The organism is Anaeromyxobacter sp. K (assembly GCF_000020805.1).
Lineage (GTDB): Bacteria > Myxococcota > Myxococcia > Myxococcales > Anaeromyxobacteraceae > Anaeromyxobacter > Anaeromyxobacter dehalogenans.
The window spans coordinates 1203439-1226978 of the sequence record NC_011145.1; the positions used below are offsets into that span (position 1 = coordinate 1203439).

Consider the following 23540-nt stretch of genomic DNA (forward strand, 5'->3'; position numbering starts at 1 on the left):
TTCACCTCCCCGGATTTGCTGATGATTTCTGGGCGGCGCTACGGCGCGGGCTCGTACTCCTCGATCGGCCGCACCTCGCACTCCCCCTCGAACTCGGGCCAGTGCTTCCGGTGGAGCTCCATGAACTCCGTCGCGACGGCCAGCGCCTCGGCGCGCGTCGCGGTCTTCAGGACCGCCCAGCCGCCGATGACCTCCTTCGCCTCGGCGAACGGGCCGTCGCTCACGGCGAGCTTGCCGTTCGCGAGCCGGATCCGGAACCCTTCCTTGCTGGGCAGCAGGCCGCCCGTGTCCACGAGCACGCCGTCCTTGAACGAGCGCTCGACGAACTGCCCCATGGCCTGCATGAGCGCGGGCGGCGGCGGCGTGGCGCGGTACGACTCGGAGCTTCGCATGAACGTCAGGTACTTCATGGCAGGCACCTCCGGTGGTTTGGCCTGGCGACGAACGAGCCCGGGCCGGATCGACATGACGCCCCGAGAAGGCGCGATCCAGGTCCCGAGGCGTTTGCGGCCCGTGCGGGGCGGCGTCCGCGACCGGGCAGGGGGTACGGTCCGGGCGTCCGTCCGGACCGGGCTCGCCGCGCCGGCTCGAGCGGAGGAGTCCGCGCCGTGAAGGGCGAGCCGTCCAGCCCACCGGAGGTCGAGGCCTTCGAGCAGGGCCGCGAGCCGCTGCTCGTCACGCGTCTCGAGGCGCACGCGCGGCGCGCCGGTCCCGGGACGCGGCGGGCGGGCGGCGGGTTCGCGCACGGCTATGCCGTCGTGGTGCTCCTCACCGCCGGACGCTCGCGGGTGGAGCACAAGGGGGCGCTCGAGCTGCGGCCCGGCGACGTCCACGTCATCCCGCCCGGCGACGCGCACTCGGGGGCGCGCTTCGAAGGCGCCGAGGGCTGGGGTCTCGCCTTCTGGCCCGAGCAGTCCGGCCACTCGCTGCGGCTGTTCTCGCAGGTGCGCGGGGGATGCCATCCGGTGCTCCGGCCGTCCGCCGCCCGGCGCCGCCGGCTCGAGCGGTGGCTGCGGGCGCTCGAGGAGGAGTCCTCGAGCCGCGAGGAGGGCCGCGACGAGGCGCTCGCCGCGCTGCTCCGCCTCGTGCTGCTGGAGCTGCTCCGCGCCAGCGCGGCCACGCTGCTCCCCGGGACCGAGGGCACCAGCGTGGCGCGGCGGGCGCTCGCGATCGTGGAGGCGCGCGCGCTCCGCCCCCTGTCGCTGTCCGACGTGGCGCGGGCGGTGGGGCGGACGCCGGCGCACGTCGCCACCGTGGTGCGGAGCGAGACCGGGCGGACCGTGGGGGAGTGGATCCTCGCGCAGCGCATGGCCGAGGCCCGCCGCCGCCTGCGCGCCACCGGTGGATCCGTGGAGGCGATCGCGGGGCAGGTGGGCTACGCCGACGTGACGCACTTCATCCGCCAGTTCCGCCGCGTGCACGGCCGCACGCCGGCGCAGTGGCGGCGCGGGCAGGGCCACGACCCCGGGCGCGCGCACCGGCCCGGACGCCGCGTCGGTCCCACCTGAAGCGCCGCCCTGCGCCGGCGTCCCCGCGTCCCTGCGTCGCCGCCGCGGCGCGGGATCAGCGCGGGTCGCCGCCGCGCACCGCCGCCAGGTACGCCGCGTACGCGTCGCGGTACCAGGGGCGGAGCGCCTCCGGCGGGATCCCGCGGCGGCGCAGGCTCGCGTGGAAAAGCGCCAGCTCGGCCAGGTCCTCCGGCGAGCCCGGCGCCGGCGCGCGATCGGCGAGGCCGCGCTTCGCCGAGAGGCGGGCGCTCACGGCGACGTTGATCTCGTCGCGCGTCGGCGGCGTGCCGTCCTCGTGGTCCGGGAGCCACCAGCACGGCCGCGCCTGCACGAGGGAGAGGTACAGCCCCTGCGCCGCGTGCTCGAGCGAGGCGACCTCGCCGCCGGCGCCGTCGTCGCCCTGCCACCAGGCCCGGCTCGCGGGGCTCTGCTGTCGGGCGGCGAGCAGCGCGTCGTAGTCGGCCTGCGAGAACCAGGGGTAGTGCTGGCGCAGCTCGGGGTGATCCGAGAGCGCGAAGCTCGCCGTGGTGTTCCCCGTCGCGACCCCGTCCGTCATTCGCGGCGCCCCGGGCCCGGAGCTTAGGCCGCCGGAGGGAGCGAGGCCACCTCCCGGCGCGCGGTGCGTCGCTGCGGCGCAGGCGCGGCGGAGACGCGGTCGTACCTCGACGAGGGAGCGCACGGGCGCGGGGCGCGTCCGGCGGTCGCACCCCGCATCCGCGCCGCCGCGCGAGCGCGGCCCGGGACGATCGCGGCCGCCGGAGGACTCCTGGCGGCGCCGCCTGCCGTCAGCGCCGCGCGCCGGGAGCCTGGGGCTCGTCGAAGTGACGCGTCTCCTGGCCCACCTCCACCTCGCCGTAGCGCAGCCGCCCCGCGCGCTCGTAGACGTGCAGCACCGCGCCCGGCGCGGTCTGCTGGCTCTCCACCAGGCGGAACGCGAGCGGGAGGGCCCCGTCGCCGAACAGCCGCTTGCCGGTGCCGAGGACGACCGGAAACTGCCAGATGCGCAGCGCGTCCACGAGGTCGTGGCGAAGCAGGGTCTGGAGCAGGTCGAAGCTGCCGTGCACCTGGAGCTCCCCGCCGTCCTCGGCCTTCAGCCTCGCGAGCTCCCCCGCCACGTCGCCGCCCAGCAGGTGCGAGTTGCTCCAGCGCAGCTCCGAGAGCGTCCGCGAGGCGACGAACTTCGGCCGCGTGTTCAGCGCCGCCGCGGCCTCGTCGGCCGGGTCGGTCGCGTTCGGCCACGAGGCGGCGAACATCTCGTAGGTCTTGCGCCCCAGCACGAACGCGCCGGCGCGCTTCGTCCAGTCGGTCATGAGCCGGCCGAACGTCTCGTCGAAGTACGGCACCAGCCAGCCGCCGTGCCGGAAGCCGCCGTCGCGATCCTCGTCCGGACCGCCCGGTGCCTGGACGACGCCGTCCAGCGTCGTGAACGCGCCCACGATCAGCTTCCGCATGGTCCCGCTCCTTTCGCGCTGGCGGGGCATAGCCCGGCTGCGGACGCGGTGCATCGGCTCCGGAGACCCGGCTCGGATACCCGAATCGGTAGGCTCACTCCGGAGTGGACGACCCGCACCGCGCGTGATGTGCTGGGCGCCGTGCCCAGGCTGCACCTCGCCGCAGCGGCGCTCGCCCTCGCGTGCTCCCGCTCGGCGTCGTCCAGCGCCTCGCCCTGCGACCTCCAGGCGGCCGCGGTGGTCCCGGCGGGCTTCGAGATCCGCTGGCCCGCGGCCGGCGACCGGCGGCCGGCGATGAACCCGCCCATGTGCTTCCCGGGGAAGTTCCGGCCGCCGTCCGGCTTTCGCGCGCCCGCCGGCGTCGTGGAGTACCTGCTCCGGTTCGCCGTCCTCGCGGACGGCCGCCTCGCCGGGTTCGAGATGCTGCCGGAGGGCACCGAGCCGGAGCTCGCCTGCGGCGTGTGGAAGGCGTTGAAGGACTGCGCCTGGACCGCGGGGCGCGACACGGAGGGCCGCCCCGCCGCGTTCTGGGTCAAGGTCCCGATGCGGATCCGGACCGAGGGACCGTCCGGACATTGACGTCGAGCGGGCGCGGCCGCATCCGCGGCCTGCGGCGGCGCGACTGCGGCGCCGGGCGCGGTTCAACCCTGCGCCATGCCGGTGAACGGCACGCCGCCGAGGAGCCAGGTGAGCCCGTCCGGCGCGCGCCCGAAGACGGTCAGGTGGCCGCCGTGGACGCAGCGGAGGTGGTGGAACGCGCAGAGCGCCACCTGGTTCTCCGCCTCGTCCCCGCCGCCGTGCGAGCGGAACAGCACGTGGTGCGAGTGGGCGGCGCGGTGGCTGCAGCCCGGGACCTGGCACCAGCCCAGGTCTCGCTCCCGCACCCGCTGTGAGCGGCTCGAGGTGCGCTTCAGGACATCGCCCCACTGCCCCAGGAAGTGCGCGGCCAGCACGGCGAGGCAGCTTCCGGCCGGCACGAGGCGGCCGGCCCGCTTCCGGACCGTCTCCAGCGCCGCCGCGAGGAGCACCGCCACCCGCCGGGGCAGCGGGACCGAGACCTTCCGCTGCGCACGCAGCTGCCGCTCCCGCTGGCCCTCGACCGCGCGCCGGAGCGCGACGCAGGTCATCGCCTTCGCCCGCGGGATCCACGACGCGAGCTCGTCCTCGGGCAGCCGCGCCAGGATCCGGCGCCGCTCGTAGGAGACGCCCTGCCGGCGCGCCTCGCGCAGCCCCGCCGACCTCGCCAGCCGCTCCTCGTGCTCCGCCCGCTGCTCCACCGCGCGCGCCGGCAGGCGCAGCCGTTCCTCGACGTAGTGCCGGAAGCTGGCGAACCCGAGGCGCAGGTGCATGCCGCTCCGGCGGATCGCGTACGCGCACGCGCCCATGACCTCCTCCAGCGCCGCGCGCGCCGCGGCGAGCTCGCGGAGCGTCCGGTCGATCTCCTGGGGGGTCTTGGCGTCGTCGAAGCGCACGTCCGGCGCCGGCCAGTCCTCGACCGGCGGGAGCAGCGGCCAGCGCTCCGGCTCGGCCTCGAGCACGGCGCGCCGCGAGCGCTCGCCCGCCGGGACCGCCCGGAACTCCGAACCGAGCGGCCGAGCGCCGTCGCGATCGCCGTCCGTCGAGAACTCCGCCAGGTACTCCTGCGCCAGCGCCTCCAGCCGCTCGGACCGGGTGGACCCCGGCATGACGCGTCCCGCGGCCTCCAGCGCGGCGTCCACCACGATCCGCTCGGTCTCGGGCAGCTGCGTGCGCAAGGTCAGCCACGCCTCGTCTTCGTCCTCCTCCGGGCCGCCGCGCCCCTCCCGCCGGACCGCCGCCTCCAGCTCCCGCACCGTCTGGCCGGCCGCGCGCTCCACCCAGAACGCCTCCGCGTCCCCGGTCGCCACCGCGAGCACCGTCTCCGCGGCGCGCAGCCCCACCCGTCCCGACCGCAGCGCCTCGTGCAGGCGCGGGCGTGTGCCCAGCCCGTCCCCGAGCCGCGCCAGGCCCTCCGCTGCGCGCTTCCCGATCCCGAGGACCTCGCGCGCGTAGTCGTCGAGGTGGTAGCCCAGCGCCGCGAGCCGCTCGCCGCGGCGGAGCGCCGCCAGCCCCTCCGCGATGGCGACGTCGATCGCGCCGCGCCCGCGGGAGGCCCACGCCAGAACCTGCTCACACGCGTCCGCCTCCGGCTCGCCGCCCCGGAACCAGCGATCCAGCTCGGTCCGGCTGAACGGGAGCAGCTCGCGCAGGTCCGCGAGCGCGTGCGCCGCCCCGGCGGTGCCCGGCAGGCCGGCGGCCCCGAGGCCGGCGATGGAAGCGGCGTCCATACGCAGACTGTCGCACGCGCATCTGACACTCTTCGTGAACCCGGATGGGCGTACTGCGAACCCTCGCACCGTTCAGGCGACCAGCTCACCGCCGCGGCCGCAGTGGCACCCAGGCCACCTCCGGCGGCAGCAGCGCCTCGACGACGCGCGCGTCCGGAAGGAACGCGAGCGCGGAGCGCAGCGCGGGTGCGGAGATGCGGTCCATGCGGAACATGCGGGGCAGGCCGGTGTCCACGTCGCGGCCGAGGAGGTACCAGACCGGCGGCATGATCGAGAGCCCGTGCGGCTCGACGTGGCGCGCCGTCGCGCGGCCGGTCCGATCCCGGTAGCGGAACGCGAGCGCGACGCCGCGGCGGACCGCCTCCTCGAACAGCTGCAGCAGCTCGGGCGCGACGGGTGCGAGGCCCTCGCGCACCCGCTGGCTCGCCGCCGGCCCGACGAAGATGCGCCCGCAGAGGTCCCGGAGCTCGCGGGCGCGCGTCGCAGGGAGGGACGCGAGCAGGCGGGTGAGGGCATCCTCCGCGCGCCGGCCCCACGGCACCTCGGCGACCGCCCGCGCCAGCCGCGCGCCGAGCCAGAGCGCGACGATCTCCGGCACGCCGAGGTGGACCGCCACCACGCCGCGCGCTCCCTCCAGCCGGATGCCGCCGCCCGGCCCGGACTGCCCGGTGATGGGCATGCCCCGATCGCGCAGCAGCGCCAGGTCGCGCCGCACCGTGCGCGCGCTCACCCCCAGCCTGGCGGCGACCGCGTCGACCGTGGTCTCGGTCGAGGCGCGGAGCAGGTCGGTGAGATCGAGGAGGCGCGCGGCACGGACGGGCATGGCGGAACTCGGCTCGGGATTCACCTTCAGGATGAGGACAGGTTTCGACAGGGAAGAGCGGTACCTGATCGCCCATGTCCACGTCCACCCCGATGCACGTCGTCCTAGGCGCCACCGGCCGCGTCGGCTCCGCGGTCGCCGCCGCGCTCCTCGACCGCGGCGAGCGGGTCACGGTCGTCACCCGCGATCCGCGACGGGCCGAGCCCCTCGCCCGCCGGGGCGCCTCCGTGGCCGCCGCCGACGTCCGCGATGCGGACGCGCTCCGGGCCGTGCTCCGCGGCGCTCAGCGCGCGTTCCTCCTCATGCCACCGGCCGATCCGGCCACCGACACCGTCGCCGAGGAACGGCGCACCACGGCGGCCATCGCGCGGGCCGTCGAGTGCGCCGGGCTGGAGAAGGTCGTGGTGCAGTCCACCTACGGCGCGCAGCCCGGCGACGGCCTGGGCGACCTCGGCGTGCTCTACGCGCTCGAGCAGGCGGTCGCGGCGACGGGCGTCCCCACCTGCGTGGTGCGCGGCGCCTACTTCATGAGCAACTGGGACTTCGCGCTGGAGACGGCGCGGGAGGCGGGCGTCCTCCCCTCGTTCTTCCCGGCCGAGCTCGCCCTGCCCATGGTCGCGCCGGTCGATCTCGGGCGCATCGCGGCGCGGTGGCTCGTCGAGGAGGGCGACCACGCCGGCGTGCACCACGTCGAGGGTCCGACCCCGTACTCGGCCGCCGACGTCGCGCGCGCCGCCGCCGCCGCGCTCGGGCGCGACGTCCGGGCGGTCGAGACCCCGCGCGCCCGGTGGGTCGAGACGTTCCGGGCGATGGGCTTCTCGCCCTCCGCGGCGGACTCCTACGCGCGGATGACCGCGACCGTGGTGGACGGCGCCATCGAGCGGCCGAGCGCGCCGTCGCGGGGGCCCACCCCGCTCGCCGGATACGTCGCCGCGCGGCTGCGGCAGCAGGGGGCGTGACGGGCGCCCCCCCCTCACATCGAGATCGACCCCTTCCTGAACTCGCTCCGGCGCAGGTGGACGTTGATGCAGACCGGCCGGCCGGCCCGCGCCGCCTCCTGCGCGCGGTCGAGGGTCTCGTCGATCCGGGCGTCCTCGGTCAGCAGCAGCCCGACGCCACCGTAGCCCTCGGCGACGCGGTGGTAGTCGCAGCGCGCGAGCACCGTGCCGACGTCGTCGCCCAGCATGTCCACCTGCTCCCGGGCGATCTGCTGCCAGGAGCCGTCGTTCCCGACCACCGCGATGGGCGCGAGGCCGTGGCGCGCGAAGGTGTCGAACTCGGCGAGGCTGTAGGCGCACGAGCCGTCGCCGTAGAGCAGCCACACCTCGCGCCCGGGCCGGGCGAGCGCGGCCGCGGTCGCGAAGCCGCCGCCGACGCCGAGCGTCCCGAAGACGCCAGGGTCGAGCCAGGCGAGCGGCGCGCGCGGGCGGAGCGTGTAGGCGGCGGTCGCGACGAAGTCGCCGCCGTCCACCACCAGCGCCGCGTCGTCGGCCATCTTCTCCTCGAGCCGGAGCAGGAACCGCAGCGGGTTCACGAGCTCGCCGGCCGCCTCCGCGCCGGCGGCGATCTCGCGGTCGCGCGCGGCCTCGCGCTCGCGGAGCGCGCCGAACCAGGCGTCCCGCGCCTGCGGCTTGCCCGCCTTCGCGGCCAGGGCCACCAGGAGCTCGCCGGCGTGCATCTCCACGGCGACGTCCGGGCTGCGGTTCTTGCGGAGCTCGGCCGCGGAGAGGTTCGCCGCCGCGACGAACGCGCCGCGGCCGAAGCCGCGGCCGTAGCCGAGCCGGAAGTCGAACGGGAATCCCGCGACCACGACGACGTCCGCCTCCCTGAGCGCCTTCCCGCGCGCGTGGCGGAACTGGAGGGCGTCGCGGCGGCCGAGCAGCCCGCGCGCCATGCCGCCCAGGTAGACCGGGACGCCGAGCGCGCGCACCGCGGCGGCGAGGCGTCCAGGGTCCTCGCAGCCCGCGAGCGCCTGGCTCCCGAGGACCAGGACCGGGCGCTCGGCGCGCGCGAGCCGCTCCGCGATCCGCTCGACCCGTCCCGACGTGCCTCGCCGCAGGTCGATGCGCTCCGCGATCCGCGCCGGGAGGTCCTCGAGCGAGGGCAGCGCGGGCGCCCGGAACTGCCGCGCGAGGTGCGCCTCCAGGTAGAGCCGCAGCGCGGTGCCGGCGACGCCGCCCACCCGGTCGGCGCCCGACTCGCGCCGGTACAGGTCGCGGACGAGCGCCTCGTCGTAGAGCAGGTCCACCGGGACCTCGACGAACACCGGCCCGGGCACGCCGCCGCGCGCCAGCGCGAGCGCCCGCTCGAGCGTGGGGCGCAGCCCGCCGACGGTGGTGACGCGCGTGGCCCACTTGGCGATGGGGCGCATGAGCGCGAGCTGGTCGATGTCCTGCAGCGCGCCGCGGCCGCGGAGCAGCGTCGCGGTCGCGCCGCCGAGGAGCACCACCGGCGACTGCGCGAGCCGCGCGTTCTCGAGCGCGGTGACGGCGTTCGTGACGCCGGGGCCGGCCGTGACCGCGGCCACGCCGGGCCGGCCGGTGAGGCGCGCCATGGCATCGGCCGCGAACACCGCGTTCGCCTCGTCGCGCACGTCCACCACGCGCAGCCCGAGCCGCTTGCACTCCACGAGGATGGGCGAGATGTGGCCGCCACACAGCGTGAAGAGGTGGCCCACGCCGGCGCGCTGCAGCGCCGCCGCGATCACCGCGCCTCCGTTCGTGGCCTCCGCCATGGATCCTCCGGGCCGCGGGCGCCGCGGCGTCACCTTCTCGCGGCGGACGTTACCATCCGGGCGGGACGAGCGGTGGGCCCGCGACGGGGCCCGGGGGCGGAGACGCGCACGCGCGCCGGGCTCCCGCGCGCGGCGGCGCCTTCGATCGCGCGCGGCGCCCCCGGCCGCTCATAGCGCCTCCCGTTCGCGTGGGGCCCGTCGCGAGGCACACGATGGCGTCGCCGAGCCGGGCACACGAGGACCGAGCAGCGCAGGCGTGCCCGTAGGCACGTCGAGCAGCACAGGGACGAGTCTGCCCGGCGCAGGCAGCCAGCGTGCGCCGCAGCAGGGCTCTACGCGAATGGGCGGCGCTCTCAGAGGCTGGGCACGCTGGCCGCCGCCGGTCCGGCGCTCGCGGTCCAGCGGCGCGGCACCGGCAGCACGGCCCGCCAGGCCGGCCGGTCGCGGGCGCCCCACGCGTGCTTGTAGGGCTCGGGGCCGCGGAGGAAGTCCAGCTCCCGGGCGCCCTCGGCGACGGCCGACGCGGCCGCGTGCGCGATGATCACGGCGCCAGGGCTGGCGGCACGGAAGGCGGGGTCGAAGCCGCCGATGTAGTAGTAGGCGCGGTCGCCCTCGACGAAGCCGTGGAACGCCGCCGCGGGGCGGCCGCCGACCCAGAGCACGTGCAGCCGGAGCAGCCCGCGCGCGAGCAGGCCGCGCGCGGCCTCCAGGTGGAAGCGTCGGACCGCGTCGCCCGCGAGCACGCCGCGCTCCCCGCGCGCGCCCCAGCGCGCCGCGTGCAGCGAGAACAGCGCCTCGAGGTGGCGATCGAGATCCCCGGGGCCCGCCGTGGTGAAGCTCGCCCCGGCGCGCGCGAGGCGGCGCCGGCCATACCGTACGTTCTCCGCGAGACGCGGCGCGAGGCTCCGGTCGAGCGCGTCCGGCTCCGCCGGGAGCGCCAGCACCGGACAGACGCCGTCGGGCGCCGCCGCGCCGGCGCCGCGCCCCTGTCCCAGCGCAGCCCGCAGCGGGGACCGGTCAGGGAGGTGCTCGAGGAGCAGCGCGTCGGCGCCGGCCGCGGCGCCCAGCAGCGCGCCGACGAGCGCCGCGCCGTCCGGACCGTCGCCGGGGTCCACCACGGCGTCCTGGTAGTCGGAGAGACCGGACCCGAGCAGCGTGACCATCCGCCGGCCGGCGTCCTCGTACTGCACGAGCGGAGCGAGCGCGACGAGCCGCCCGGCGCGGCGGGCCACGACCGCCCGCGGGCTCGCGACCCCGAACGCGCGGCACCAGGGCAGCAGCCACTCGGGCCGCTGGAACGGCGTGGCGGCGGCGCGATCGCACAGCGCGGACCACTCGCCGCGCAACGCCTCCAGCGCCCCGGCGCCGGCCACCGTCTCGAGCCGCGTCGCGCGGGGCCGCCGCGGTCGCGCGAGCCGCTCGACGAGCGCCACCCACCTCGCGCCGCTCACCGCCGCCGAGAACCGGCGCTCGGCCGCGGCCCGGCAGTCGGCGGCCGACAGGCGCGCGGCGTCCCGCATGGCCGGTCCGAGCTCGTCGTCCCGGTCCACCAGGAACCCGGTGCGCCCGTCCTCGACGATCTCCGGCAGCGCGCCGATCCGCCGCGCCACCACCGGCGTGCCCGAGGCGAGCGCCTCCATGGCCACGAGCGACGAGGTCTCCGGCGCCAGGCTCGGGACGACCACGCACCGCGCCGCGCGGAGCAGGAGGGCCTTCTCGGCGCGGCCGAGGGGGCCGAGGAGGCGCCGGTCGCGGTCGAGGAGCGGCTTCACCTCCTCCTCCAGGTAGCGGAGGTGCTCGGGGTACGGGAACGCGGTCCCGCCCACGAGCAGCGGCAGCCCGGCCGCGCGCGCGGCCGCGAGCGCCGGCGCGACGCCCTTCTCCGGGCAGATCCGCGCCAGCACCAGCGCGAACCCGCCGCGCTCGCCGCCCGGCCGGTAGGCGTCGAGCGGGACGCCGTTCGGGATCACCTCGTGCGCGCGGACGCCGGCGGGGAGGGCGCGCGCCTGTGACTCCGAGACGCACACGAGCGGCGCGCCGGCCCGGAGCGCCGCCTCGGGGTAGCAGGCGGGGTGGAGGTGGAGCGCGACCACGGGCGGCGGGCCCACCGGGAGCATCGCCCCGAAGCCGAGGCCGTGCAGGTGGACGAGGTCGACCCGCTCCGAGGCGAGCGCGCGCTGGACCGCGTCGCGGTGCACCTGCTCGGCGCGCGCGCGCGCGCCGGCGTCGAACGGGCCCGGCGGCGCATCCGTCGCGACGAGGTGCCCGTCGATCTCCGACCCGCGCGGCGCGATCACGATCGAGCGGTGGCCGCGGCGCGCGAGCGCGCCGGAGACCAGCGCGAGGACCTGCTCGGCGCCGCCGACCGCGTCGGGGCCGACCGGCGGGGCGAGCGCGTACGAGACCCCGAGGATCGTCAGCGCCACGCCGCCTCCTCGAGGCCGAGCGAGGCGGCCGCCCGGCGCGCGCGCGCGGCGAGCGCGTCGAACGTCGCCCAGCCCATCGCCTCGTAGTGGAGCGCGCCCGGGTGCGGGCGCCGGGCGGGATCGAGCGGCGGCGCGGACCGGAACCGCTCGACGTCCGCCCGGAACGGCGCCAGCGTCTCGCGCTGGCTCGCGTACGCCGCGAGCATCCGGCGCTTCGTCTCCCTCGCGGCCGGCTCGAGCCAGCGGACGCGCTCGGCGGCGCGCGAGGGCAGGAACGCGCCGGTGACGACGGCGCCGTCCGGGCCCCGGTGATAGCTCGTCATCTCGGCGAGCGCAGGGGCGCCGCCGGGCGTCCGCGCGAGCAGCGCCCGCGCCGAGCGCACCGCCAGCGCGGTCGCGTCGTGATCCGGGTGGCCGCCCTCGAACGCGTGCGTCACCACGAGGCGGGGCCGGAGCGACCGGACCAGCGCCGCCAGGTCCCTCGCCACGGCGGCGATCGCCTCGCTCGCCTCCTGGTCCACCACGCCCAGCCCGATGACGTCCGCGGCGCGGAGCCTCGCCTCGGCGAGCGCGGCGAGCGCCTCGTCGCGGCGGAGCCGGGCGTACGCCTCGCGGCCGTTCGCGGCGCCGCCCGCCCGAAGCGCGGGATCCCGCGGCGCACCGTCGGTGACGTGGACGACGGCCGCCCGATGGCGCAGGAGCAGGCTGGCCGCACCGATCGTCTCGTCGTCCGGATGGGCGGCGATCACGAGGAGCAGCGGGTGCATGCGTGCAGCAACTCTCGTCACGCCGCCCGGGCGCCGCCACCGTCCGGGCGCGGAGGCGGGCGGCTGCCGGCCACCCCGTGCCGGAGCCCGCCGACGCGCGGTGGTTTGCAGGCGGATGCTCGCGCGGGTAGGATGCCGCGCCGTGAGGTGGCTCCTCGTCGCGATCCTGGTGCACGGGTTCGTCCCCGGCCTCGCCGAGGCCGGCGAGGCCGTCGTGCACCTCGCGCGGACGGGGCACGTCGCCCACACGCCCGCGGACCACGGGGACCTCGGCGACCAGGGGGCCGAGCACGGCTGCGGCGCGACCCAGCACCACTGCGCGTGCTGCGCGACGCAGCTCGTCCTCCCGGCGCGCGAGATGGTGGTCGTGGCCGTGGAGAGCGGCCGCTCGCCGTCCGTCGAGCCCGCCGAGCAGGCGCCGGCCACGCGAGAGCCGGCGCGTCCCTTCCGCCCGCCGATCGCCTGACGTCGTGACGCGTCCTCGCGCGAGCGGGCCGGCCTTGCGCCGGCACGCGTCGCGCGTACCCGGCCGCCGCGCAAGCGCGCGGGCCGGCCGAACGTCCCACGTCAGGAGAACCGCTTGCCTGCACATCTTCGATGGGCGTGCGCGCTCGTGCTCGCGTACGGGCCGCCCGCGCTCGCTGGAGCAGCCGAACCTGCCCCCGCCACCCTCCGCTGGGCGGACGTCGCCGCCGCGATCGATCGCGACCCGCGCGTCGCGGCGTCGCGGTCGCGCGTCCGATCCGCGGAGGGCGCGCTCACGGCGGCACGCACCCCGCCGAACCCCGAGCTCGAGGCGACCGCCGGCCGCGCCGACGCGCGGGACGGCGCGACGCGCCGGAACGAGTGGGGCTTCGCGCTCACCCTCCCGCTCGACTGGCTGGCGAGGCGCGGGCCCGAGGTGGACGCCGCCCGCGCGACGGTGGACGAGGCGGCGGAGGAGGCCCGTGCGCTCCGCGCCGAGGTCACGGCGGAGCTGTGGAGGCTCCACGTCGGGGCGGCCTACGCGCAGGCGGAGGTGGAGACGCTCGAGGCCACCGAACGGCAGGTCGACGCGCTGGCGCGCCTGGTTCGCCGGCGCGTGGAGGCGGGGGAGGGGCGCCCCGTCGAGATCCCGCGGGTGGAGCTCGAGCTCGAGCGCGTCAGGAACCAGATCGACGCGGCGCTCGCGCTGCGGGACGGGGCGCTCGCGCAGCTCGCGGCGTGGCTGACCGTCCCGGTCCAGCGCGTCGAGCTTCCGTCGCCACCTCCGCCGCTCGAGGCGGGCAGCCCGGTGCTCGACGGGTCCGCGCACCCGCGGGTCCGCGCCGCGCTGGCCCGCGCCGAGGCGGCCAGGGCGGAGGCGTCCGCCGCGCGGCGGTCGCGCGTGCCCGCGCTGTCGGTGGGCGGCTTCTACACGAGCGAGCTCGATCGCGAGGCGGTGGGCGGGCGCGTGGGGGTGGAGCTGCCGGTCTGGGACTGGAGGTCCGGTCGCGTCCGCCGCGCCGAGGCGGTGGCCGCCGCGGAGGCGAGCCGCGCGGAGGCGGAGGGCCGTGCCCTCGCCGCGGCGCTTGCCGACGCGGCCGCCGCCTGCGGCAGGGCCCGCGCCGTCGCGGACCGCCAGAAGAACCGCATCCTGCCCCGCGCCGAGGAGTCGGCGCGCACGCTCGAGCGGACGTTCCAGCTCGGCGAGGCGGGGATCCTCGACGTGATCGACGCGCGGCGGGTGCTGCTCGAGGCCCGCCGCGAGTACCTCTCCAGCGCCCGCGAGCGAGACGTGGCCTGCGGCGCGCTCATCCTGCTTTCCGGTCGGGAGCTGCCGTGAACCGTGACCTTTCGAAGCTCGTCGTCCTCGCCGCTGCGGTCCTGGCCGTGGCGTGCCGGGGGGGTGGAAACGCCGGCGCCGCACCGGCCGCGGAGGGATCCGCGGCCGCCGGCCACGCACAGGGGACCGAGGCGACCGCGCCGACGCATGGCGAGCACGCTGACGGGGATGGCCACGGGGATGGCCACGACGGCGAGGAGCCGTCGGACCTCGACCGGCCCGTGGACGAGCTCCTCGGGCTGACCTGCGAGCACGGCCGGAAGACGTTCGAGTGCGACGAGTGCCGGTACGAGGTCGGCGTCGTGCGCGTGCCCGCGAAGCTGGTGGACGGCGGCCTGGTGCGGAAGGCGTCCGCGGCGCGGCGCCGCGTCGAGGCCCCGGTCGCGCTCACCGGCGAGGTCCGGTTCGACGAGCGGCGGGTCGCGCACGTGTCGCCGCGGATCGAGGGCACCATCCGCACGGTGCACGTCTCGCTGGGCGAGCACGTCCGGCGCGGGCAGGCGCTGGTGGAGCTCGAGAGCGTCCAGCTCGGCGAGGCGGAGAGCGACTACCTCGCCACGCAGGCGTCGCTCCGCCTGGCGCGCGCCAGCGCCGAGCGACAGGAGCAGCTCCGGAAGGAGCAGATCTCGTCCGAGAAGGAGCACCTGGCGGCGCGCCAGGAGCTCGAGACGGCGCAGATCCGGGCGCGCTCGGCGGAGCAGAAGCTCGCGCGGCTCGGCGTCGGCACCGGCGACCTTGCGCGGCTCGGCGACGCGGGGCGGCGCTCCGGCGGTGGCCTCGTCGTCCGTGCGCCGGCGGACGGCATCGTGCTCGAGATGCACGCCGTGCCCGGCGAGCTCGTCAAGCCGGACGAGAGCATCGTGACGGTGGGGGACGTCTCCTCGGTGTGGGTCTGGGCGGATCTCCACGAGGACCAGCTCGGCCGCGTGCTCGACGCGCAGCGCGGCGGCAGGCTCCGCGCCGAGATCGGCGTGAAGGCGTTCCCGGGCGCGGTGTTCCCGGGCACGGTGGAGTTCGTCGGCCCGTCGATGGACGAGCGGACGCGCACGGTGAAGGTGCGCGTCACGGCCGCGAACCCGGACGCGCGGCTGCGGGCGGGAATGTTCGCGAGCGTCCGCATCTACCTCCCGGGCGACGAGGAGGCGCTCGCGGTGCCCGTCGCGGCGCTGCTCTCGGACGAGGGGCGCTCCTTCGTGTTCGTGCACCACCACGGCGACTACTGGATCCGGCGGCCGGTCGAGCCGGGCCGCAGGTGGATGGACCTCGTCGAGGTGAAGGACGGCCTGCACGGCGGCGAGACGCTCGCCGCCGACGGCGCGTTCCTCCTGAAGTCGGACGTCCTGCGCTCGAAGATGGGCGCGGGCTGCGCGGACTAGGGGCCCGGGATGCGCATCGTCGAGTGGCTCCTCAAGCACCGCGCCCTCGTCCTGGGCGTCACCGCGGCGCTCTCGGTGGCGGGGTGGATCGCCTGGAAGCGGCTGCCCATCGACGCCTTCCCCGACGTGACCAGCACGCAGGTGATGGTCCTGACGAAGGCGCCCGGGCTCGCCGCCGTCGACGTCGAGCAGCGGGTCAGCTTCCCCATCGAGCAGGCGATGCGCGGGCTCCCGCGCGTCACCCAGGTCCGCTCGCTCTCGAAGGCGGAGCTGTCGCAGGTCGTGGTCGTCTTCGAGGACGGGGCGGAGACGTACTGGACCCGCCAGATCGTGTTCGAGCGGCTCGCCGGCGCGCGCGACGGGCTCCCGCCCGGCGTGGAGCCGGAGCTCGGGCCGATCTCCACCGGCCTGGGGGAGATCTTCCAGTACACGCTCGAGGGCGAAGGGCTCTCGCCCATGGACCTGCGGACGATCCAGGACTGGATCCTGGCGCCGCAGCTTCGCCCCATCCCCGGCGTCAACGAGGTGAACAGCTTCGGCGGCGAGGTGAAGCAGTACCAGGTGCTGGTGCACCCCGACCGGCTGGTGAAGTACCGGCTCACGGTGCGCGACGTCTCGGAGGCGATCGAGCGGTCCAACGGGAACGCCGGCGGCGGCGTGGTCGTCGCCGGCTGGGAGCAGACCTACCTGCGCGGCGTCGGGCTGGTGCGCGACGTCCCCGACGTCGAGCGCATCGTGCTCGGCGCGTTCGACGGCTCGCCGGTGTACTTGCGCGACGTCGCCGACGTGGTGATCGGCGCCGAGCCGCGGCAGGGCGCCGTGACCCGCGACGGAGCGGGCGAGGTGGTCGCGGGCATGGTGATCATGCTCAAGGGCGCGAACGCCAAGGACGTGGTCGCCGGGGTGAAGGACGCCATCGAGGCGGCCCGCGGCACGCTGCCCGACGGCGCGCGCATCGGCGTCTTCTACGACCGGACCTCGCTCATCGAGGCGTGCATCGAGACGGTCGTCGACGCGCTGCTGGAGGGCGGGATCTTCGTCGTCCTGGTGCTGTTGCTGTTCGTGGCGGAGGTGCGCACCGCGGTGGTGGTGCTGTTCTCGCTCCCGTTCACCTTCCTCGTCTCCTTCATCGTGATGGGCTGGGCGGGGCTGACCGCCAACCTCATGTCGCTCGGCGGCCTCGCCTTCTCGGTCGGCATGGTCGTGGACGCGTCGATCGTCGTGGTCGAGAACGTGAGGCGCCACCTCGCCGAGGACCGGCAGCGGAGCCGGCCGGACGTGGTCGCGATGGCGCTCCGGGAGGTGGCCCGGCCGGTGGCGTTCTCGGTGCTCGTCATCGCGGTGATCCTCGTGCCGCTGTACGCGCTCCAGGGCGTCGAGGGGAAGATGTTCGCCCCCCTCGCGACGACCCTGCTGATCGCGCTCCTCGTCTCGCTCGCCGTCGCGCTGACCGTGGTCCCGGTGCTCTCCGCGACGCTCCTGAAGCAGGAGCCGGAGCGCGAGCTCCGGCTCGTCCGGCGCCTTCACGAGGGGTACCTGCGCCTGCTCCGCCGCGCCGTCGCCCGGCCGAGGCGCACGCTCGCGGTGAGCGGCGTCCTGCTCGTCCTCTCGACCGCGCTCGTCCCGCTCGTCGGGACGGAGTTCATGCCGCCCCTCGACGAGGGGTCCATCGCGATCAACGTGGTCCGGCTGCCGAACGCGTCGCTGGCCGGGTCGGTGACCGTCGCGAGCTACATGGAGCAGCGGCTCCGCGAGTTCCCGGAGGTGGAGACGGTCGTCTCGAAGACCGGCCGGGCGGAGATCTCCGAGGACCCCATGGGCCCGGAGCAGACGGACGTGTTCGTCATGCTGAGACCGCGGAAGGTCTGGGGAACGGGCCGGGACAAGGCGGAGCTCGTCGAGGCGATCCGGGCGGAGCTGTCCGACGTCCCGGGCCTGCGCCTCTCGTTCTCGCAGCCGATCGCGCTGCGGGTGAACGAGCTCATCTCGGGCGTGAAGAGCGACCTCGCCGTGAAGGTGTTCGGCCCCGACCTGAACGTCCTGAAGGGCTTCGCCGACCGCATCGGCGCCGCGGTGGGCGGCGTGCCCGGCGCCGGAGACGTCAAGGTCGAGCAGGTCTCGGGCATGCCGCAGTACGACCTCGACATCGATCGCGAGGCGGCGGCGCGGTACGGGATCCGCGTCGGCGACGTGAACGACACGATCGAGACGGCGATCGGCGGCCGCGTGGCGTCGACGCTCATCGAGGGACAGCGGCGGTTCGCCATCACCGTGCGCTTCCCGGAGGACCGCCGGAAGGACATCGAGCAGATCGGGCGGCTGCTCGTCCCCGGCCCGGACGGCGCGCGCGTCCCGCTCGCCCAGCTCGCGAAGGTGAGGCTCGTGGAGGCGCCGGCGCAGGTCAGCCGGGAGAACGGCATGCGCCGGGTGGTGGTGGAGGCGAACGTCCGCGGGCGCGACCTGGGCGGCTTCGTCGAGGACGTGCGCGCCCGCATCCAGGGCATCGAGCGGGAGCTGCCGCCGGGGTACTACCTGCGCCTCGGCGGGCAGTTCGAGAACCAGGAGCGGGCCATGCGGCGGCTCGCGATCGTGGTGCCCGTCGCGCTCGGGCTGGTGTTCCTGCTCCTCTACCTCGCGCTGGGGTCGGTCGCCCACGCGGCGCTCGTGCTGCTCAACCTGCCGTTCGCGCTGGTCGGCGGCGTCATCGCCGTCGTGATCTTCCGGATGCCGCTCTCGGTCTCTGCGGCGGTCGCGTTCATCGTCCTGCTCGGGATCGCCGTGCAGAACGGCGTCGTGCTGGTGGCGTTCTTCGCCCAGCTCCGCGAGCGCGGCCTCTCGGTCGCCGAGACGGTCGAGCAGGGCTGCAACCTCCGGTTCCGGCCGCTCCTCATGACCGCGCTGACGAGCTTCATCGGCCACCTGCCGATGCTCTACGCGACCGGCTCCGGCGCGGACATCCAGAGGCCGCTGGCGGTGGTGGTCATGGGCGGGCTCGTGACGTCCACCCTGCTGACGCTGCTGGTGCTCCCCACGATCTACGCGCTGCTCGCGACGCGCGCCGTGACGCGACCGGACTAGCGGGGGAGGGTCTCACCGCGGCGGCGCCGTCGTGGTGAGCAGGTGTACCGCCCGCATCCGGCTCGAGCGGCGGTCACGCCGCCACGGGCCGGGGGGCGCCGAGGCTGCGCAGGTGCCGGTGGTGCGCGGTCACCGCGGCCCACAGGGACGGGCGCGCGAGATACGGCAGCCCGTGCGCGCGGCACGTCTCCTCCACGATCCCGGCCAGCGCCGGGTAGTGCACGTGGCACACGCCGGGGAAGAGGTGGTGCTCGATCTGGAAGTTCAGGCCGCCCAGGTACCACGCGAGCACGCGGCTGGAGCGGGCGAAGTCCACCGTGGTCCGGACCTGGTGCTCCGCCCATCCGGTCGGCATGCGGCCGTCCGCCCCCGGCGCCCCCAGGAACTGCGCCTCCGGCACCGCGTGCGCGAGCTGGAACACGGCCGACATGACGACGCCGAGCACGAGGGACCCGAACACGAAGAAGGCCACCGGCCACGCGCTGCGGTGGACGAGCACCGGGATCACGACCGCCCAGCCGAGGAACGTGGCCTTGCCCGCGACCACCGCGGCGAGCTCGCGGCCGCGGGGGCGCGGGAACCGGGCGCCGGAGATGGACCCGCGGACGAGATCCACGACGTCGTCCACCAGCCACCACTTGAGCGAGAGCGCGCCGTAGAGGGGCCAGGCGTACCAGCCCTGGAAGCGGTGGAGCGCCCGGCGGCGCTGCGCGCGGGTGAGCCGGAGGAACGGCTCGGCGTCGACGTCCGCGTCCAGGCCGGCCACGTTGGCGAAGGAGTGGTGCTGCACGTTGTGCTTGAAGCGCCAGACGTACGAGCTCGCGCCGATGAAGTCGAGCGCGAGCCCGACGGCGCGGTTCACCGTCGGCGACCGCGAGTAGGCGCCGTGGTTCGCGTCGTGCATCACCGAGAAGCCGATGCCCGCCGTCGCGAGCGCGATGGAGACGGTGAGCCCCGCCGCGAGCCACGCCGACGCGGCGCCGAACGCGAGGAGCAGCCCGTAGGACGCGGCGAACCACCCCAGGATGGCGACGGTCTTCACGTGCATGGCGAGCCCGCCCTGCGCCGGGGTGCCGGTGCGCGCGAAGTACGCGGCGGCGCCGCGCCTCAGGTCCGCGTGGAAGCCGTCGTCGCGGGGGAAGCGGGAGCGGGGAGCCGGTGCGGTCATCGCGAGACCCTGCTGGCCGGATGTCACCCGCGCGTCATGGCGGACGGAGCGACCCAGCTTCGCCACGGGAAGCCCCCGCTCCGGCCGCGCCCCCGCCGGCTACCGGGGGAGGAGCTTCACCATGCAGACCGCGGAGGCGGGGCAGAGCGACCGGAACTCCGCGCTGGCGCCCAGCGCCGTCGGGACGCTCGCGCGGTCGATCCGGGTGAAGCCGGCGCGCGCGAAGAACTGCTCCGCCGTCGTGGTGAGCAGGTAGACGGCCCGCACGGCGCGCCGCTCCGCCTCGGCGCCGATCAGCGCGTGGAGCGCCTTGCCGACGCCCGTCCCCTGCAGGCGCGGGGCCACCGCCAGCGAACGGAGCAGCGCGTCGTCCCCGTACTCCTCCAGCGCGACGCAGCCGACCACCTCGTCCCCGAGGCGCGCCACCAGGAAGCTCTGGTTCGCGGCCCCGACGTCCGCGGCCGGGAGGTGCAGCCGCTCGAGCAGCGCGCGGATGGCGCCGAGGTCCTCGGGCGCCGCCGGGCCGTACCGGACCGTGTCCGCCCCCGCGCTCACCGGCTCCTCCCGGCCGCGCGGCCATCCACCGCGACGGTGCGGCCGACGACGGGGCTCGCCACCGGGCCGCACGGGTCCTTCGCCAGGGCAACGGGCATGCGCCGGGTCTTACGATGAAGCGACGCTTCGGTTCAACCCGCCGGCGCCGCTTCGGGGAACCGTCACCGCAGCCGGCCCTCCGACATCGGGCTGCATCGGCGGACCTTGCCGCGCGCTGGTGGGGGACGGCGGGGTGACGTCGAAGGGGAAGCTGCTGTCGCCGAGGACGTGCGGGCGATGCACGGGTGCGGCGAGGCCTCCCGCCCGGCTCACCTGGGCCGGGGAGCCCGCCGGTCCGGCGCGGCCCGCCGCAGCCACTCCAGGAGCGCGGCGAGCGCCGGGGTCGCGCGCTCCCTGCGCCACAGCAGCGCCACGCGGTGCCTGAGCGCGGGCTCGCGCAGCGGGACGAACCGCGTGTTCGACGCGCGCGTTCGCACGAAGGAAGGGGCTGCCAGCAGGAGCCCCTTGCCCCGCGCGACCAGGATCGGGCAGCTCTCGTCCGACCGCTTGGTGACGATCCGGTATCGGATGCCCGCCGCGCGGAGCGCCCGCTGCTGGCTCTCGTACAGGTGGGCGTGCTCGTGGCGCGGGTGGACCACGAACGTCTCGCCCTCGAGATCGTGCAGGCGCAGCGCCCGGCGCCGCGCCAGGCGGTGTGTCGCCGGCAGGAGCACGCCCATGGCGTCCTCCGCGACCACCCAGCGCTCGAGCCCCGCCTCCTCCTCGTCGGCCGTCTCGACGCACACCGCATCGAGCCGCCCGAGACGCAGATCCCGGAGCAGGCGGTCGGGGACGTTAGAGCTGAGCTCGACGCCACCTTCGCCCTGCGCGTCGAAGCGCGCGATCCGCTCCGGCACCCACGTCGTGAAGCCGGCCGCGGAGAGCCCGATCCGCACCGGCTGCCCCGAGCGCCGGCCGCGCTCGCGCACCCGGGCCTCGAGCGCCTCCGCGCGCTCGACGACGGCCGGGCCCTCGCGGAAGAGGAGCGCGCCGGCCGGCGTGAGCGAGACCGACCGCGTGCTGCGCTCGAGCAGCCGGACGCGGAGGTCGCGCTCGAGCCCCGCGATGAGCCGGCTCAGCGGCGGCTGGCTCATGTGCAGCCGCTCCGCGGCACGACGGAAGCTCAGCTCCGAGGCCACCACCAGGAACGCGCGCAGCTCGCGGAGATCCATCGCCCGGATTGATACCGGACCGGTATCAATCCGGCAACGCGAATCGCAATGCTCCCGCGGCGGCCGCGTCGCATGACTGCGGCGCACCGCGCCGGCCCCGTCGGGCCGCGCCGGAACGGAGGAGCACCCCATGCCGCTGCCTGTCGAAGCCCTGTGGACCTGCGCCGTCCTCGCCATGGTCGTGAGCGGGACGTCCTTCACCATCACCGGCACCGAGATCTTCGAGCCTCTGCGGCGGTTCCTGGCCGCGCGGAGCGAGTGGCTCGGCCACCTGACCGCGTGCTTCTACTGCACCAGCCACTGGGTCACGTTCCTGCTCGTGGCGCTGTGCCGCCCCGCGCTCGTATCGACCGGCTTCTGGCTCGTGGACCTCGCCATCAGCGCGTTCTTCGTGGTCCAGCTCGCCGCCTACCTCACCGGCCTGCTGTTCAAGTCGTACTCGGTGATCATCCCGACCAAGGCGGCCATGCAGCAGGCGATGGAGGCCGCGAAGGCGGCGCATCGAGCGTCGCAGGCGGGGAAGGTGGGGCTCGGCGTGGCTCGCTCCGAGGAGGGGGGACGGTAGCGCCGATCGGAGAATTGCGCGCGAGAATCGGGCGCCCCGTACTCCGATGGTGGCCCCTGCCGGCGGCTGCGTCATTCCGTAGCTGTGCGAGCGCGTCTTCGTCCACCGCAACGATCGGCCTAGTATGGGCGTGGAGTCCGCAGGTCACTCGGTTCGCGATTCGTCCAACCGGAGGACGCGCTCCCATGTCAGCCCCCACGTGCCGTGGCAGGTTCCGCGGGTTCACCCTCGCTGCACTGCTCCTCCTCACCGTGCTCGGTGCCTGCGCGCAGACGACGGCGCGGCGGGCGACGAGCGTCGTCAACTACCTGTATCCGGCCGGACAGCAGGAGCCGGCCCAGCCGTCCATCCCGAAGCTCACGCTTCCGCTCCGGGTCGGGATCGCCTTCGTCCCGCCCGCGGCGAGCGAGGTGACGCCGGCGGCGTACGTCGGCGATCGCGACGCCGCCGCCCCCGAGACCGAGCGGATCCGCCTCATGGAGACGATCGCCGCGCACTTCCGCGAGCGGCCGTACGTCAAGTCGGTCGAGATCATCCCCACGCCGTATCTGACGCCCGGTGGCGGGTTCACGAACCTGGACCAGATCCGGAACATGTTCGGCGTGGACGAGATCGTCCTCATCGCCTTCGACCAGGTGCAGTTCAAGGACCAGGGGATGGCGACGCTCACCTACTGGACGCTCGTCGGCGCGTACGTCGTGCAGGGGGAGAAGCACGACACGCGCACGCTGATGGACGCGGTCGTGCTCGACATCCCGAGCCGGAAGCTCCTCTTCCGCGCGCCCGGGACGAGCGTCGTGAAGGGCCGGTCCACGCCGGTGAACGAGTCGGAGGAGCTGCGCCAGGACCGGCAGCAGGGCTTCAAGCTCGCGACGGCGGAGCTGATCACCGCGCTCGACGCGCAGCTCGTCGCGTTCCAGGAGCGCCTGAAGGCGCAGCCCGGCGAGGTCGAGGTCGTGCGCACCGCGGAGTACGAGAAGCGCGCCGCCGCCAGCGGCGGCGGCGCCGTCGATGCGGCGACGCTCGCCGTCGTCGCGGCGCTCGCCGGGGGCGCCCTGGTCGGCTCCCTGCGGCGGAGGCGCTCGGGGGCGCCGTGATGCGGCGCTTCCCCTGGATCACCGCCTCGGTGCTCGCCCTTGCCGTCGGCGCGTACCTCGTGCCGTCGATCGGCGAGCTGCTGATCCTCGACCGCGCGCGCGTCGCGGCCGGCGAGTGGTGGCGCCTGCTCACGGGCAGCGTCGTGCACTTCTCGGCGTCGCACCTCGGCGCCGACGCCCTCGCGTTCGGCATCGCCGGCGCGCTGCTGGAGCGCCGCGGCCGCGCGACGTTCGCGGCCCTGACGCTCGCGTCGGCGCTCGCCGTCGGCCTCGCCGTGCTCTGGCTCGAGCCCTCCCTCGAGCGCTACGCCGGGCTCTCGGGCGTGGCGTACGCGGCGATCGTCGCGCTCGCGCTCGCCGGGCAGCGCGACCCGGGCACGATGGCGACGCTCTCCCGCATCGCGCTCGTGGCATGCGTCGCGAAGCTGGCGTGGGAACTCTCGACGGGGCGGATGCTCCTCGCCGGCGCGCCGCCGGGGGTCGTCGCGGTCCCGCTCGCCCACCTCGCGGGCGCGATCACCGCCGTCGCCGTCTCGGGGATGAAGCGCAGGGGCGGCACTGCCTTGCTCCGGCACCGAGTCGCCGCCCGGCGGCGCGGTCGGGTGAGCGCCTGATCCGTCCGCGCCACTGCTGCCGGAGTCAGCCGGCACGGCAGCGGAGCCCGCGCGAGG

General features: G+C 76.0%; 21 protein-coding genes. 10 read left to right on the top strand and 11 right to left on the bottom strand.

Features of this window, described 5'->3' with window-relative positions; all coding sequences use genetic code 11:
- Nucleotides 1-38: 38 nt before the first annotated feature.
- Nucleotides 39-410, bottom strand: a complete 372-nt coding sequence (locus ANAEK_RS05310) for a YciI family protein (protein WP_012525126.1) — start codon at nt 408-410, stop codon at nt 39-41.
- Nucleotides 411-608: 198 nt separating this feature from the next.
- Between ANAEK_RS05310 and ANAEK_RS05315 the strand changes: the two genes are divergently transcribed.
- A complete protein-coding gene (locus ANAEK_RS05315) occupies nt 609-1508 on the top strand; it encodes an AraC family transcriptional regulator (RefSeq protein WP_012525127.1) in 900 nt (299 codons plus the stop codon).
- A 55-nt stretch (nt 1509-1563) separates the two neighbouring features.
- Here ANAEK_RS05315 and ANAEK_RS05320 read toward each other — a convergent pair whose 3' ends face one another.
- Complete coding sequence (locus ANAEK_RS05320) at nt 1564-2064, bottom strand: hypothetical protein (protein ID WP_012525128.1); 501 nt, start codon at nt 2062-2064, stop codon at nt 1564-1566.
- A gap of 229 nt (nt 2065-2293) precedes the next feature.
- A complete protein-coding gene (locus ANAEK_RS05325; protein WP_012525129.1) occupies nt 2294-2959 on the bottom strand; it encodes a dihydrofolate reductase family protein in 666 nt (221 codons plus the stop codon).
- Between the two features lie 141 nt (nt 2960-3100).
- Here ANAEK_RS05325 and ANAEK_RS05330 point away from each other — a divergent pair, with 141 nt between their 5' ends.
- A complete protein-coding gene (locus tag ANAEK_RS05330) occupies nt 3101-3538 on the top strand; it encodes a hypothetical protein (RefSeq protein WP_157376677.1) in 438 nt (145 codons plus the stop codon).
- A gap of 62 nt (nt 3539-3600) precedes the next feature.
- On the opposite strand, the gene ANAEK_RS05335 is transcribed toward ANAEK_RS05330, so the two are convergent.
- Together ANAEK_RS05335 and ANAEK_RS05340 are read right to left on the bottom strand one after the other, a co-directional pair.
- Nucleotides 3601-5265 (bottom strand): HNH endonuclease signature motif containing protein, encoded by a 1665-nt coding sequence (locus ANAEK_RS05335; RefSeq protein WP_012525131.1) that lies wholly within the window; start codon nt 5263-5265, stop codon nt 3601-3603.
- 85 nt (nt 5266-5350) lie between these two features.
- The gene (locus tag ANAEK_RS05340; RefSeq protein WP_012525132.1) at nt 5351-6088 is read right to left on the bottom strand and encodes a YafY family protein; all 738 of its coding nucleotides are present in this window, start codon (nt 6086-6088) and stop codon (nt 5351-5353) included.
- 74 nt (nt 6089-6162) lie between these two features.
- On the opposite strand from ANAEK_RS05340, the gene ANAEK_RS05345 reads away from it, so the two are divergent.
- Nucleotides 6163-7047 (top strand): NmrA family NAD(P)-binding protein, encoded by an 885-nt coding sequence (locus ANAEK_RS05345; protein WP_198137460.1) that lies wholly within the window; start codon nt 6163-6165, stop codon nt 7045-7047.
- A gap of 14 nt (nt 7048-7061) precedes the next feature.
- Here ANAEK_RS05345 and ANAEK_RS05350 read toward each other — a convergent pair whose 3' ends face one another.
- From ANAEK_RS05350 to ANAEK_RS05360, 3 genes are all read right to left on the bottom strand, one after another.
- Nucleotides 7062-8822 carry a thiamine pyrophosphate-binding protein gene (locus ANAEK_RS05350; protein ID WP_012525134.1) on the bottom strand — a complete coding sequence of 587 codons (1761 nt, stop codon included), beginning with the start codon at nt 8820-8822 and terminating at the stop codon, nt 7062-7064.
- A gap of 353 nt (nt 8823-9175) precedes the next feature.
- On the bottom strand, nt 9176-11248 hold the full coding sequence (locus ANAEK_RS05355; protein WP_012525135.1) for a GNAT family N-acetyltransferase: 2073 nt from the start codon (nt 11246-11248) through the stop codon (nt 9176-9178).
- Entirely contained in the window at nt 11239-12015 is a 777-nt protein-coding gene (locus ANAEK_RS05360) for a PIG-L deacetylase family protein (RefSeq protein WP_012525136.1), read from the bottom strand. Before ANAEK_RS05360 ends, ANAEK_RS05355 begins: the two co-directional genes overlap by 10 nt.
- Nucleotides 12016-12157: 142 nt before the next feature.
- On the opposite strand from ANAEK_RS05360, the gene ANAEK_RS05365 reads away from it, so the two are divergent.
- From ANAEK_RS05365 to ANAEK_RS05380, 4 genes are all read left to right on the top strand, one after another.
- Entirely contained in the window at nt 12158-12481 is a 324-nt protein-coding gene (locus tag ANAEK_RS05365) for a hypothetical protein (RefSeq protein WP_012525137.1), read from the top strand.
- Nucleotides 12482-12595: 114 nt separating this feature from the next.
- Nucleotides 12596-13819: a TolC family protein gene (locus ANAEK_RS05370; protein WP_012525138.1), complete on the top strand. Its 1224-nt coding sequence runs from the start codon at nt 12596-12598 to the stop codon at nt 13817-13819.
- 221 nt (nt 13820-14040) lie between these two features.
- Nucleotides 14041-15195 carry an efflux RND transporter periplasmic adaptor subunit gene (locus ANAEK_RS05375; RefSeq protein WP_232288375.1) on the top strand — a complete coding sequence of 385 codons (1155 nt, stop codon included), beginning with the start codon at nt 14041-14043 and terminating at the stop codon, nt 15193-15195.
- Nucleotides 15196-15204: 9 nt separating this feature from the next.
- Entirely contained in the window at nt 15205-18273 is a 3069-nt protein-coding gene (locus ANAEK_RS05380) for an efflux RND transporter permease subunit (RefSeq protein WP_012525140.1), read from the top strand.
- Between the two features lie 73 nt (nt 18274-18346).
- On the opposite strand, the gene ANAEK_RS05385 is transcribed toward ANAEK_RS05380, so the two are convergent.
- The 3 genes from ANAEK_RS05385 to ANAEK_RS05395 form a co-directional block, all read right to left on the bottom strand.
- A complete protein-coding gene (locus tag ANAEK_RS05385) occupies nt 18347-19441 on the bottom strand; it encodes an acyl-CoA desaturase (RefSeq protein WP_012525141.1) in 1095 nt (364 codons plus the stop codon).
- A 99-nt stretch (nt 19442-19540) separates the two neighbouring features.
- A complete protein-coding gene (arsN2, locus tag ANAEK_RS05390; protein WP_012525142.1) occupies nt 19541-19996 on the bottom strand; it encodes an arsenic resistance N-acetyltransferase ArsN2 in 456 nt (151 codons plus the stop codon).
- 308 nt (nt 19997-20304) lie between these two features.
- Entirely contained in the window at nt 20305-21207 is a 903-nt protein-coding gene (locus ANAEK_RS05395; RefSeq protein WP_012525143.1) for a LysR family transcriptional regulator, read from the bottom strand.
- Nucleotides 21208-21337: 130 nt separating this feature from the next.
- On the opposite strand from ANAEK_RS05395, the gene ANAEK_RS05400 reads away from it, so the two are divergent.
- The 3 genes from ANAEK_RS05400 (at nt 21338) to rrtA (ending at nt 23483) form a co-directional block, all read left to right on the top strand.
- The gene (locus tag ANAEK_RS05400; protein ID WP_012525144.1) at nt 21338-21772 is read left to right on the top strand and encodes a hypothetical protein; all 435 of its coding nucleotides are present in this window, start codon (nt 21338-21340) and stop codon (nt 21770-21772) included.
- Between the two features lie 185 nt (nt 21773-21957).
- Nucleotides 21958-22869, top strand: a complete 912-nt coding sequence (gene rhlP / locus ANAEK_RS05405; RefSeq protein ID WP_012525145.1) for a rhombotarget lipoprotein — start codon at nt 21958-21960, stop codon at nt 22867-22869.
- Nucleotides 22869-23483 (top strand): rhombosortase, encoded by a 615-nt coding sequence (gene rrtA / locus ANAEK_RS05410; protein WP_012525146.1) that lies wholly within the window; start codon nt 22869-22871, stop codon nt 23481-23483. The genes rhlP and rrtA overlap by 1 nt, the downstream gene beginning before the upstream one ends.
- Nucleotides 23484-23540: the final 57 nt, after the last annotated feature.

Coding starts and splice junctions, on each gene's coding strand:
- ANAEK_RS05400 (WP_012525144.1), top strand. CDS start 21,338: ATGCCGCTGCCTGTCGAAGCCCTGTGGACCTGCGCCGTCCTCGCCATG.
- ANAEK_RS05380 (WP_012525140.1), top strand. CDS start 15,205: ATGCGCATCGTCGAGTGGCTCCTCAAGCACCGCGCCCTCGTCCTGGGC.
- ANAEK_RS05350 (WP_012525134.1), bottom strand. CDS start 8,822: ATGGCGGAGGCCACGAACGGAGGCGCGGTGATCGCGGCGGCGCTGCAG.
- rrtA (WP_012525146.1), top strand. CDS start 22,869: ATGCGGCGCTTCCCCTGGATCACCGCCTCGGTGCTCGCCCTTGCCGTC.
- ANAEK_RS05360 (WP_012525136.1), bottom strand. CDS start 12,015: ATGCACCCGCTGCTCCTCGTGATCGCCGCCCATCCGGACGACGAGACG.
- ANAEK_RS05345 (WP_198137460.1), top strand. CDS start 6,163: ATGTCCACGTCCACCCCGATGCACGTCGTCCTAGGCGCCACCGGCCGC.
- ANAEK_RS05310 (WP_012525126.1), bottom strand. CDS start 410: ATGAAGTACCTGACGTTCATGCGAAGCTCCGAGTCGTACCGCGCCACG.
- ANAEK_RS05335 (WP_012525131.1), bottom strand. CDS start 5,265: ATGGACGCCGCTTCCATCGCCGGCCTCGGGGCCGCCGGCCTGCCGGGC.
- ANAEK_RS05385 (WP_012525141.1), bottom strand. CDS start 19,441: ATGACCGCACCGGCTCCCCGCTCCCGCTTCCCCCGCGACGACGGCTTC.
- ANAEK_RS05320 (WP_012525128.1), bottom strand. CDS start 2,064: ATGACGGACGGGGTCGCGACGGGGAACACCACGGCGAGCTTCGCGCTC.
- ANAEK_RS05395 (WP_012525143.1), bottom strand. CDS start 21,207: ATGGATCTCCGCGAGCTGCGCGCGTTCCTGGTGGTGGCCTCGGAGCTG.
- ANAEK_RS05325 (WP_012525129.1), bottom strand. CDS start 2,959: ATGCGGAAGCTGATCGTGGGCGCGTTCACGACGCTGGACGGCGTCGTC.
- ANAEK_RS05340 (WP_012525132.1), bottom strand. CDS start 6,088: ATGCCCGTCCGTGCCGCGCGCCTCCTCGATCTCACCGACCTGCTCCGC.
- rhlP (WP_012525145.1), top strand. CDS start 21,958: ATGTCAGCCCCCACGTGCCGTGGCAGGTTCCGCGGGTTCACCCTCGCT.